Source organism: Thermodesulfovibrio hydrogeniphilus (genome assembly GCF_054657355.1).
This window is the reverse complement of sequence record NZ_BAAHYW010000001.1, coordinates 938692-950706: the sequence shown is the minus strand read 5'-3', so window position 1 is coordinate 950706 and position 12015 is coordinate 938692. Positions and strand designations below refer to the sequence as shown.

13 protein-coding genes are annotated in these 12015 nt (G+C 36.7%); all 13 read right to left on the bottom strand.

The features are described 5' to 3' along the window. Positions 1 to 15: 15 nt before the first annotated feature. The 13 genes from ACYQ3P_RS04815 to ACYQ3P_RS04755 all read right to left on the bottom strand — a co-directional run bounded on the left by ACYQ3P_RS04815 (position 16) and on the right by ACYQ3P_RS04755 (position 11994). Positions 16 to 741, bottom strand: a complete 726-nt coding sequence (locus tag ACYQ3P_RS04815) for a flagellar basal body L-ring protein FlgH (protein ID WP_460176808.1) — start codon at positions 739 to 741, stop codon at positions 16 to 18. Beyond that, positions 738 to 1415 carry a flagellar basal body P-ring formation chaperone FlgA gene (gene flgA / locus ACYQ3P_RS04810; RefSeq protein WP_460176807.1) on the bottom strand — a complete coding sequence of 226 codons (678 nt, stop codon included), beginning with the start codon at positions 1413 to 1415 and terminating at the stop codon, positions 738 to 740. Before flgA ends, ACYQ3P_RS04815 begins: the two co-directional genes overlap by 4 nt. Before the next feature lie 343 nt (positions 1416 to 1758). Further along, positions 1759 to 2547, bottom strand: a complete 789-nt coding sequence (gene flgG, locus ACYQ3P_RS04805; RefSeq protein ID WP_460176806.1) for a flagellar basal-body rod protein FlgG — start codon at positions 2545 to 2547, stop codon at positions 1759 to 1761. Between the two features lie 13 nt (positions 2548 to 2560). Continuing rightward, entirely contained in the window at positions 2561 to 3280 is a 720-nt protein-coding gene (gene flgF / locus ACYQ3P_RS04800) for a flagellar basal-body rod protein FlgF (RefSeq protein ID WP_460176805.1), read from the bottom strand. Between the two features lie 109 nt (positions 3281 to 3389). Continuing rightward, entirely contained in the window at positions 3390 to 3572 is a 183-nt protein-coding gene (locus tag ACYQ3P_RS04795) for a hypothetical protein (protein ID WP_460176804.1), read from the bottom strand. A 2-nt stretch (positions 3573 to 3574) separates the two neighbouring features. Continuing rightward, a complete protein-coding gene (locus ACYQ3P_RS04790; protein ID WP_460176803.1) occupies positions 3575 to 4414 on the bottom strand; it encodes an HDOD domain-containing protein in 840 nt (279 codons plus the stop codon). An 18-nt stretch (positions 4415 to 4432) separates the two neighbouring features. Beyond that, a complete protein-coding gene (locus ACYQ3P_RS04785) occupies positions 4433 to 5494 on the bottom strand; it encodes a protein-glutamate methylesterase/protein-glutamine glutaminase (RefSeq protein WP_460176802.1) in 1062 nt (353 codons plus the stop codon). Between the two features lie 16 nt (positions 5495 to 5510). Then, positions 5511 to 6695, bottom strand: a complete 1185-nt coding sequence (locus ACYQ3P_RS04780; RefSeq protein ID WP_460176801.1) for a protein phosphatase CheZ — start codon at positions 6693 to 6695, stop codon at positions 5511 to 5513. A gap of 19 nt (positions 6696 to 6714) precedes the next feature. Continuing rightward, entirely contained in the window at positions 6715 to 8454 is a 1740-nt protein-coding gene (locus tag ACYQ3P_RS04775) for a chemotaxis protein CheA (RefSeq protein ID WP_460176800.1), read from the bottom strand. Beyond that, positions 8454 to 8861, bottom strand: coding sequence for a chemotaxis response regulator CheY (locus tag ACYQ3P_RS04770; protein WP_460176799.1), 408 nt, complete (start codon positions 8859 to 8861; stop codon positions 8454 to 8456). The genes ACYQ3P_RS04775 and ACYQ3P_RS04770 overlap by 1 nt, the downstream gene beginning before the upstream one ends. 9 nt (positions 8862 to 8870) lie before the next feature. Continuing rightward, positions 8871 to 9248, bottom strand: a complete 378-nt coding sequence (locus ACYQ3P_RS04765; protein WP_460176798.1) for a response regulator — start codon at positions 9246 to 9248, stop codon at positions 8871 to 8873. An 11-nt stretch (positions 9249 to 9259) separates the two neighbouring features. Then, positions 9260 to 10108 (bottom strand): CheR family methyltransferase, encoded by an 849-nt coding sequence (locus ACYQ3P_RS04760; RefSeq protein WP_460176797.1) that lies wholly within the window; start codon positions 10106 to 10108, stop codon positions 9260 to 9262. Then, the gene (locus ACYQ3P_RS04755; RefSeq protein WP_460176796.1) at positions 10105 to 11994 is read right to left on the bottom strand and encodes a HEAT repeat domain-containing protein; all 1890 of its coding nucleotides are present in this window, start codon (positions 11992 to 11994) and stop codon (positions 10105 to 10107) included. The genes ACYQ3P_RS04760 and ACYQ3P_RS04755 overlap by 4 nt, the downstream gene beginning before the upstream one ends. Positions 11995 to 12015: the final 21 nt, after the last annotated feature.

Below are 12015 nucleotides of genomic sequence, written 5' to 3'. Positions count from 1 at the left end.
CACCAATTACCGATATCAGAAGGGCCATATTTTGTCAAGAAATCTGACAAGCCAGCCCTGAGACTGCTTATCACCCAAAGTACCTTCACCTACAAGGAATATTTGCGCATCAGCTACATATTGACTGAGAATAGTGTTATTCTGGCTTATATCATCTGGTCTTATTATTCCCCTTAGTACTAAGATTTCTTTTTCATTATTTACAAAAATCTCTTTTCTGGACTCTATAACAAGATTTCCATTGGGAAGCACTTCTACAACCTTTGCAGTAATCGTTCCAGAAATAGTTCCACCCCGAGTTGTATCACCACTACCTTTAAAGTCACTTTTGGCTGAACCTGAAACCGAGGGAGAAAAAATGTTTCCAGCCTTGTAGAATCCGTTTATGATTGGAAGATTGTGGATATTGAAATCCGTATTCATGCCAAAAAATGTATCAAGTCCATAGTTTGACGATGAATCCCTTGAAGCTGAGGTGGATGCCTTTTTTTGGGCTGATGTTGTCTCATTAATTATGATTGTTACAAGGTCATTAACTCTACGAGCTTTTTTGTCTTCAAATAGGGATGCTTTGTTTTTCCAGAGAGATCCCTCGCTTGAGGATGTTATATTCTGCTGAGGCTCTGGATAATACTTAGGTGGCATGCCAGCATTTTTTACTTCTCTAACTTCCCTAAGTTCTGAACACGCTGCTATGCCAATTAAAACACAGATTAATATTAATAATTTTAAGATTTTCATAAGCTCACCCTCACTTTGTCTTTTTCTATGAGCTTACCTACAATTTCCTTGCCAGTTTGAAGGCATTGTACTTTAGCTAAATCTCCAACAGTAGCGTCAGATTTTAAAACACCTTCTGTCATAATACTGACCTGTCCAGAATTAATCATCACAAAAACTTTACTTCCCCTTTTCACTGGTATGCCGGAATAGAGATGGTCATCTTTGATGATTAATCCTTGCGCCAATGTCCGTTTGACAATTCTTCCAATAATTTCTTGTTTTTCCATTATTGCACCTGATGGAATTCTGTTTAAGGGTTTTTTGATTTCAATAATATCTGATTCAGTGATTACATCACCTCTCTTTAAAATTCTTTGAGAAACAAAGATAGTTGCCAGAATTTCATAATTTGCAACAGCCCTGTATTGTCTTGTTCCGCAGTAGAATGTAAACTCAACTGAGCTTGGTCTTTTTATTTCTGTAATTTTCAATTTCTGAGGCATGCAGTTTTCTGTAGGTGCAAAACCGATGAATTTTATCTGTCCAATCTGGATGTCATTCTGATTGGTTATTTTCTTCATCTCTTCCTTAAGCATGGCAGAAAGCAAAACTGTATCAAAGGCATAGGTGAACGAGGCTATAAAAATTAGCAAAATCATTATGAAAATATAGCCTATCTTAAAGGCTTTCATTTTCCACTCCTTAATTCTTCGTTCTTGTGATGCATCCGATAGGAGGCCGAAGCAATATAAAAGAAGAGATTGCTTCGTCGCTTCGCTCCTCGCAATGACAAAGAGGTTGATGCCTTGCAATGACGAAGGATGGGGTCATTGCGAGCCTGCCGACAGGCAGGCGAAGCAATCTCATAAAAAGAAAGTATAGCCTCAGAAATAAAATCTCTCGCAATGTCCATATATCTAACATACGATGACGAAAAAAAGGCTCGCAATGACGAAAAGGAAACTCGCAATTAAAGCAAAAATATAACTCGCGATGACAGGCGAAGGGAGCTCGTTTCTTAAAGTCTCTCATTTTTTACCTCTTAAGTGTGGATACTGTTTGTAACATTTCATCTGAGGTCTGAACTGCCTTTGAGTTAATCTCAAATGCCCTTTGGGCAATTATCATATTTGCAAGCTCTTCAACAATATTTACATTGGACATTTCTAAAAAGCCTTGAATTATTGTGCCTCTTCCCTCAGTGCCGGGTGCTCCTGTTGTTGGAGCTCCTGAGGCATCAGTTTCAAGGAATAGGTTTTTACCAATTGCCTGAAGTCCTCCGGGATTAATAAATCTTGCAAGCTCAATTGTTCCTATTTCAACTGGTGCAACAGTTCCTGGTTGCTGGACTGTTACTCTGCCGTCTGCTCCAACTGTTATTCTTATAGCATCTGCTGGAACTGTAATTCCCGGCTCAATGGGATAGCCATCGTTTGTTACAATTCTTCCGTCCTTGTCTAATCTGAAATTGCCAGCCCTTGTGTAGGCAATTGTTCCATCAGGCATTGTTACCTGAAAAAAGCCCTCTCCGTCAATTGCTAAATCCAAAGGATTACCAGTATTTATTAGATCCCCTGTGTTAAAAAATTTAGCAACTGCAACTGGTCTTACTCCATGTCCGATTTGAATGCCTGAAGGATATTGAGTTCCGTCATCAGATGGCGCTCCGGGTTGAATAATGTTTTGATAAAGCAAATCCTGAAATTCAGCCCTGTTCTTTTTAAAACCTGTTGTATTAACATTTGCGAGGTTATGGGATATTACATCTAAGTTTAATTGCTGTGCATACATGCCTGTTGCTGCAGTAAAAAGTGACCTTAACATTTTATACCTCCTCCTAAATCCTTGCTATCTCAGAAACAGCTCTTTGAGCGAGCTGGTCAAAATTAGCTGTAATTCGCTGGGCGAATTCAAAGTTCCTGATTGCTTGTATCATGTGGACCATCTCGGTCATAGGATTAACATTTGAACTTTCAATCCAACCCTGCAGTATTTTACCTGCTGCTGGTCCTTCTTCATTGCCTTCGTAAAGAGACTGTCCTACATGCCTTATGTTATTTAATCTGGCAAGTTTGATTTTTGCGACCTGATTTCCATCAACAAAAACACTTCCATCCTGCCCTATCTCTATCTTTGTTCCATCAATTATAATAGGAGCATTGTTTTCATCAAGAACTCTTAATCCAGCTTGATTTACAAGATAGTTTTCGCTGTCTCTTGTAAAAGAACCCTCCCTTGTGTAAAGAGTCCTTTGCCCGACTTGAACAGCGAAAAATCCTTCTCCTTGAATGGCAAGGTCAAAGGGATTTTCGGTTTTCCTTAATTTACCCTGAGAAGTGTCAATATACTGCGTTCCGAAAAAAGTCTGAGCCCTTGCTCCCTGATAAATAGCTCTTGGCTCTGAGGGTCTGCCTGAAAGCAGAGGATAAAGGGCACTACCAAAGCTTTGCCTTTTATATCCTGTTGTATTAATATTGGCGAGATTATTGGAGACCGCATCAAGTTCATACGCCCGCATACTCATTCCAGTCATTGATATATAAATGCCTTTATACATTATCTCACCTCCTGCGAATGAGTAAACAAAGTTTGTGCCAGTTTTAAAGATAAGTCCAGACTTGAATTTTTATTAGAGTGGATAGGAAATTTTTTCCTGAGGCGGAAAGTTATGCTTCTATGTCAATCCTGTGTTCTGAATCTTTTTTCTCTTTTGGAAGTTTTTCTTCTTCGGAGGACTCTTTTTTGGGAGTTTTTTTCTTTACTTTATATCTTGCAAACACAGAGCCTTCTTTTATAGGTCTTATACTTCTGTAAGGTCCAACACTATCTATTTCATCGCGAGGAGACATTTTCAGTTTAGTAGTAAGTCTTTTTGCTTTTCAAATTTTAGTTTAAACAATCCTATAACTTCAGCCATTTCCTCCTCATTCATACCAACCAAGTCATTTTCTATTGGAACCTCTATTGGTTCTTTTAATCCAATTCCAAGATTTAGGCATATCTGGTCTGAGACTTTTATAATGTTGCAAATATCCGCAAATGCAGGGTCTTCATGGTCAGCATATGTACTTTCATGATGATAGGTTATTACTATTTCATATTTTTCAGGTAGTTTCCATTTTTTAGAGATAAGATTTCCGATAATCGTGTGATTAAAACCTAATAATTCATTTTCAATTTCAATGGAAAGCCTTTTTTCTTGGTATACTTTTTCATATACTTTTATATACATCTCAGGCATTGCATTATTAATTACAGTCTTGCCCACATCATGTATTAATCCGCATACCAAAGCTTCATCTGAATTTGATAAATGTGTTATCATGGCTATAAGGCTTGCACAAAGTCCTACACCAAGTGCATGCTCCCATAGCTTTTGTTCAAATGGTCCGTACTTTCTATGGAGGTCTCTCAGTGATGTTGCTAATATTAAAGACCTGAGAGTATCAAAGCCTATTAACATAATAGCCTGAGAGATGCTCTCTATTTTTCTGTCCTGTCCATAGTATGGCGAATTGGCAATTCGCAAAAGCCGTGTTGTAAAACCTTGATCCCGGGTGATAATTTCCTCAAGGGATTTTAAAGATGCATAGTCATCCTTTACTAATTGCATTACCTTCATAGCAATAGGAGGCAAAGAAGGTATGTCTACTGTTTTAAGTATAATCCTCTCAATTATTTCTTCCTGCACTTTTCCTCCCCTTACTTTTTATACTGCGTTTATTATTTCTCCAGCCATTTCCTCAAGAGGCACAATCTTGTCAGCAATACCAGCCTCAACAACAGCACGGGGCATACCATATACTACGCAAGTATCCTCACTTTGGGCAAATATTTTTCCCCCTGTTTCTTTCATTTTTTTGCATCCCTTTTCTCCATCATTTCCCATTCCTGTTAGTATAACTCCAAGACATCTACCGGGAAAAGTTTCTGCAACAGAGCCCATCAAGGCATCAACGCTTGGACGATAAATAAAATCTTCTTTATCTTCAGATATTGAAATCAAAGTCTCAATGCCTCTTCTTTTAAGCCTCATATGACCTCTTCCTGGTGCAATGTAAACCATTCCGGGTTTTATGGGTTCGCCCTCTTCTGCTTCCTTTACAGTTAACTGACTTAGTTGATCAAGTCTTTCAGCAAAGGGTTTTGTAAAATTAGGTGGCATGTGCTGAGCTATTACAATTGGAACAGGAAAGTCCTTTGGAAGTTTTGGAATGATTTCCTGTAATGCTTTAGGACCACCTGTTGAAGTTCCAATTGATACAATACCTATTCTTCTCTCAGTGGTCGCTAATTTTACCTTTGGTGGTTCTACTTTAGGTGTCTCTACTCTGGTAGGTTCAGCAGGTCTCACTGTTGGTTTTCTTTTAACCAGTCCTCTTCTGCCTATTGTTTTTATTTTATCTATGAGCATACCTTTAATTTTTACTATGTTTACTGAAAGCTCGGACAGATTTTTAGGAATAAAATCAACTGCTCCAAGATCCAAAGCCTCCAAAGTTACTTTGGCACCTTCTGTAGTAAGGGAACTTACCATGATTACAGGAACAGGACATTTTTGTATGATTTCCTTCAATGCAGTAAGTCCATCCATTCTTGGCATTTCTACATCCAGTGTGACTACATCTGGTTTCAGTTTTTGAATTTGCTCAATTGCTTCTAATCCGTCTCTGGCAGTTCCAATAACTTTTATTTCTGGGTCTTCCTGAAGCATAGATGTCAAAGCTTTTCTCATGAAAGCTGAATCATCAACAACAAGAACCTTTATCATATTAAATCATACCCTCCTAAAATCCAAATTCTTTAAGTAATTCATCTACATCTTCCTGAGATACCTTCTCTACCTCTTTTTTAATTGGCTCTTTTTCTTCAATTTTTAGACCAAATGTGGCAATCAATTTTACAAGCTCTACTTCAAGGTCTCCAACAAGTGCTATCACCTTCTTTAATACCTGACCTGTTAGGTCTTGGAATGATTGCGTGGTTAAAATTTCCGTTAGGTCATCTTCAAGGGAATCCTTAAACTCCTTTAAAAATTTTACTGCCTCCTCATTCCCTTGAATGTTTCTTATATGAGAAGCAAGGTCATCCATTTTAAGTATGTATTTTTCAACGATTTCCATTGTTTTGTTTGCAGCTTCTTCTGTTTTGTCAATAACCATTTGAAGCTGATCAACTACTCTTGGCATTTGCTCAACAGCTATGTCTCTTAATCTCGGATCAAGGGCTTCTTTTACACTTTTTAGAGATTCATGTAGTTTTCTTGCAACTTTTCCAACCTCTTTAAACAACTCACTCTGACTTTTTTGAATAACGCTGTTTAAAATTTTTTCAGCCTTCTCAAATTCTCCCGCAGATACGGTCTCCATAAATTTTGCAATTTCTTCTATTAACTGGTATCTTGGGTCATCCTGTGATATTCCCTTCATTTCAAGGAGAGACTTCGCATCAATGACTTCTTTTACAGTTGTTTCTCCACCAATACCAGTTACTTTTTTGATAACCTCTACTTTATCGCCTTCTTCAACAATATCAACAATTTCTTCTTCAAAAAGACTCTGGTCTTCAACGGGAATAAGTTTTTTTACTTCAAGTAAAATCAAAAGTCTATCATCAAGCCGTGCAACACCTTCAATCTGATTTTGTCCTTGCTGCATAAACTCTTCAGCAGGCTCAATGCTTTTTTCATCAATATTGACAACGCCAGTAATATTATCAACAAGTGCGCCAAATGTTAATTTACCAGCTGTCATTACTATTACCTTGGTTCCCTGTTCCTCCTCAGGCATGCCCAAAATTCTTTTTAAATTGACAATTGGAATTACTCTTCCACGAAGATTTGTAACTCCCTCAACATAGTAAGGTGCATTTGGCATTTTTGTGATATTTGGGAGTTTAATTATTTCCTGAACAACAAGAATAGGAATGGCATATTCGTTTTCTCCCAAAATAAAACCAATATACTGTTTCATTTTATCTACTCCTGTATCTTTATTTTGTGCTTAAAAATCTTCTTGAAATAATAGCAAGGTCAAGGATTAAAACGACCTTGCCTTCGCCTGTAATGGTTGCTCCCATTATGCCGCATTCCTCAGAGTTTATTCCGTTTATAGTCTTTATCACAATTTCTTCCTGTCCTAGCACAGAATCGACTCCTATGCAGAATCTTCTATCTCCAACAGATGCAACAAGAACATATTTTGTTTGTGTTTCATTTGTTCCAAATGTTCCGAGTATTTCATTTAGCATAAATATGGGTAATACTTTATTTCTTACTGTTAAAACTTTTTGTCCTGTAACTTCCTTTATCTCGCTTACTTTGATTCTTAATGTCTCTTCAATCATTGACTGAGGAATTGCATATGTTTCATCTCCAACATGCACCATCATTGCCTGAATTATTGCAAGGGTAAGCGGTAGACTTATTCTAAATGTTGTTCCTTTGCCTTTTTCTGTAAATACCTCAACATAACCATTGAGTTTTGCTACATTCGTTTTTACAACATCCATTCCAACGCCTCTTCCACTAACCTCAGTGGATACATCTTTCGTTGAAAAACCGGGCAAGAAAAGAAGATTTATTGCAGCTTCATCGGTCATTTTTTCAGCTTCTTCAACAGTGATTAATCCCTTAGTAATAGCTTTAGCTTTTACTGCCTCTATATCAATGCCTTTGCCGTCATCTGATATGTCAATTATTATTTGGGTGCCCTTTTGATAGGCATTAATTATAATTTTTCCTTTTTGAGGTTTACCCTTTGAAACTCTTTCCTCTGGAGGCTCAATTCCGTGATCTATTGAATTTCTGATTATATGAACCAGAGGGTCTCCTATATTTTCAATTACTGACTTGTCAACTTCTGTTTCCTCACCAATTATTTCAAGTTCTACCTCTTTTCCAAGAGTTCTTGCAAGGTCACGAACCATTCTTGGAAATTTGCCAAAAACCTTCTGCAAAGGCTGCATCCTCATCTTCATCACTGCGAGCTGTAAATCCGATGTGACTCTATCCAAAAAAGCTGTTGTCTCCACAAGCCCTTCTACATTTTCATCGCCAGCAAATTTAGCCTCAAGCTTATTTGCAAGATTAAGCAATCTATTCCGTGCAAGAACAATCTCTCCTGCTAAATCCATAACTTTATCTATTCTTGCTACATCCACTCTGAGCGTTGCTACTTCTTTAGGTATTTCTTTGGTTGTTTCCTTTGGAGTTTCTTTTGGTGCTTCTTTTTGTGTTTCTGCGGGCTGAATTGGTGCTGTTTCTTCTTGAGCGGGTTCTTCTTTTGAAGGTTGAACTTTTTCAGGTTCTTCTTTATGTCCGATTTCCTCTGGTTTTCTCTCTTCAGAATGCGATAAAATGCTGTCCAGAATTTGCAGTGTTGGATTTATATCTTCTTGAACATCTTCTTTCGCTTTTATATGAGATATTAAAAGACGAAGCGTATCTGTTGCTTTTAGAATTGCATCTGTAATTTCTGGAGAAATTGACATCTCTCCTTCTCTGATTTTCTTAAGAATTGTCTCCGCTCTGTGGGCTACATCAACGATCTGCTGAAATCCTAAGAATCCAGCAGCTCCCTTTAATGTATGCATTCCTCTGAAGATTTCATTTATAATGTCAAGGTCTTCACCTTTTTGCTCAAGCTCTACAAATAGGGGGTCTAAGTTTTCAAGTATTTCTTCGGCTTCAACTATAAACTCTTGTATTATTTCATCCATCTCATCTGGCATTAGCTACCCTCCTTAAGGAAAGGTTTTTTCTGCACAATTTTTTCAAGCTTTTCTTTTAAAACCTCGCCGGTAAATGGTTTTACGATGTAGTTGTCAACTCCTGCCTTAATTGCCTCAATAACTTTTTCCTTTTCAGCCTCTGCTGTTACCATTAGAAATGCTATATCCTTGAGCTGAGGATCATTTCTTATGTGTTTCAAAAGCTCTATGCCTTCCATAACAGGCATATTCCAGTCAGAGACAACAAGCTTGTAATCACCACTACTTTTTAATTTGCGGAGAGCATCCTCTCCATTTTCAGCCTCATCTATGTTTTCAAATCCAAGCTGTTTTAGAAGATTTTTCACTATTCTTCTCATTGTAGGGAAGTCATCAACAACTAATACTTTGATTTTATAATTAAACATTTCTCCCTCCTACATTTTACCAAATATTTTTTTCATGATTCTTTTCATTGACTCTACAATTTGTTCTGCTGTCGCAGGTTTTACAAGATAATCATCAACTCCCGCTTCATAGGCTCTTTTTTTCTCTTCTTCATCTGCCTCTGTTGTAAGCATTACTATAGGTATATTAGAGTATTCTGGAGAGTTTTTTACTTGCTTTGTAAATTCTATTCCGTCCATATAAGGCATGTTCATATCTGTTAAAATTAAGTTTATCTGTTCAAGCCCTAATTTTTGAAGTCCGTCCATGCCATTTTCTGCTGTTACTACATCATATCCTTTGCTTTTAAGGATTAGTTGTAACATTTTTCTTGTTGTTTTATCATCATCTACTACAAGAATTCTCATATAAACCTCCACTATATTTTTTGATAGACAATGACTTTATTAATAACAACTGGTCTGAAAGCTCTTGTTATGTTATGCAAGCTTTCAGAAGTACCAACAAATAAATAACCCTTTGGACGAAGAATATCGTAAATCAGGGAGACCGCTTTTTTCTTAGCCTTGTCATCAAAGTAGATTAAAACATTTCTGCAAAAAACAACATCTATGCCTTTAAGTTGTCTTACTTCTTTCTCATCAATGAGATTTATGTTCATAAATTTTACCATTGATTTTACTTGTTCTGAAAGAACATAAAGTCCACCAGAGTCCTTAAAATATTTTGCCATATAAACAGGCGGAATGTTCCTTACTGCATAAGAGCCATAAATTCCTTTTCTTGCAGACATAAGAACTGATTCGCTAATATCAGAGGCATAAATTTCTTTTTTTATCAATGAAAGCTCCGGTTTTTCAAGAAGAATCATTGCAATTGTATATGGTTCTTCGCCTGTTGAACATGCTGCTGACCAGATTTTTATATCCTTTCTTCCCATCTGGGCATTCTCTTTAAGTATTTGAGGTATTAAGTGATTTGCCAAAACATCAAATTGCTGTGGTTCTCTAAAGAAAAAAGTTTCATTTGTTGTAACCGCATCAAAAAGTCTTGCAATATCAGTTTTAGTGGCACTAAATTTTAGATAATTAAGATAGTCCTCGTAATTACGAAAATTTCTTTCTTTGATAATCCTGCTAAGTCTGTTTTCAAGAAAGTATTTTTTGTTGTCAGGCACATAAATACCAGTTTTTTCATAGATGAAATCTCTCAATTGTCTAAAAACATCATCTGACATAGTTGTTGAAGAGGTTGTAACAGTTGTCATAGTCTATTTAAAACCTCCTCTATTTTTTCTCTAACTTCTTCATTCGGATGCTCTCTTTTTGCAGAGAGTATTTCATAAACTTCAGCTCCACCTATTTCACCTAAAGCCTCCACTACAGCTATCACTACAGGTGGAAAGGGATCATCAAGCAGGGGAGTTAATTTTTCTAAAATTAACTCTGCATCGCAACTTAAGTTTAATGCCTTAACTGCATAATAACGGACCCACGGGTCTTCGTCTTGTAAACATTGAAAGAGTATATCAGAGCAAAATCTTGCCTCTCCAAGTGCTGCTATAGCTGCTTTTTTTAGTTCTTTATTATCCGATGAGATAAATTCAATAATCTTATAAATAGCTTCATCAGTTCCTACTCTGCCCAATCCATAAATAGCAGCCTTTTTTACTTCCATATCCTCGCAATTAATTAACATATTTAAAATATCCATTGATAGCACTATACCAGCTAATATTTTTTTTACTTCACTCCTGTAGTTTTTCAATCCACTTAAAAACTTGTCTTGATTAATTTCTATTAATGAGATAATGATTGTCTCAATGATGTCTGGATAAATTTCAATATCAAGTTGCTTCAGAAGTGGTTCAAATGCTTCTTCAGCTCTAATCATTCCGAGTGCCTCTATCGCTGCTTTGCGTACATTTGCATCAGGGTCTTCTATACCCTTTTTTATAAGTGCCTGTACTGCTTCGTCATCAGCAATTTCGCCAAGAGCCTTTGCTGAGGCTATTCTTATATCTCTTTTTATGTCCTCTAAAAGTTTTAACAAAATCGGAACAGCTTTCTTACTTCTCATCATGCCAAGTGTTCTTATTACAAAAGCTTTTGCCCTGTATTTTAACTTGTCCTTTTCAAGAAGAAATATTAATTCATCTTCAGAATCAATTTTCAAAAGCGTATCATGAAGCATGCTTATTTTCTCATCATAGTCAAAACAAGATGGATCCAGTGCTCCGGCTTCTTCTATTATTAATGGTATAGCCTCTGTTAAATTTGTTAGCTCAATACCTTTCAATGCTAATATTTTTTCTTCCCAATCTCCCTCTTTAAAAATTGATATGAGAATATCTTTAACTTCGGTATTGGGTGGGATTATGCCAACTCTTATCAGAGACTTTATGATTTCTATTTTTTCATCCCGAGTTGCCATAGGAAAATACTTCAAAAGAGGTTCAATAATTTTTTCAGTTCCAATTCTTCCGAGAGTCTCTATTGCCTCAGATTTTACAAGCAAGGAATCAGTAGTAAGAAGAAGTTCACCTATTGCATCTATGGCTTCTTCAGCCTTTAAGTTTGCCAATGCTTGAAGCACATAGAAAACAACCCATTCTTCATCTTGAAGTGCTTCAATTAATGCAGGAGTAGCTTTTTTATACTGCGTCTCTCCAATTACTCGTGCAGCAGCAGCTCTTACATTTGCATTTGGGTCTTTGAGCAAGGGAATGGAATAGGAAATATCAAATCCCTCCTTTATGTCAGCCATTAAATCAAGGGCAAATTTTCTTATGTCTGGGTCTTTATCCTGCAAAAGTGGATACAGAAGATTCGGAGCTTTTTTTGCTACCTCAGTTAAAATAAGAAGGGTTGTATTTCTTAAATAAGCCTCATTTTCCCTAAGGAGTGGTAAAACCATGTATGTTACTATTTCGCCTGGATTTACAAGGAAATTTTCTGAATCCGAAATTCCTATTGTAATCAAAGATTGAGAAGCTGCTTCCTGTACTGCAGGACTCTCATCTCTTAAGGCTTTTATAAGTGGATATATAGCTCTTTCATCTGTGTATGCAAGTTCCTCTGCTGCTTCTCTTCTTTTGGAGGAGTCCGGATCATTCAGCAAAATAAAGACCAATTTTTTTATTCCCTTTTTCATGATATTCCCTCCAAAATTCAA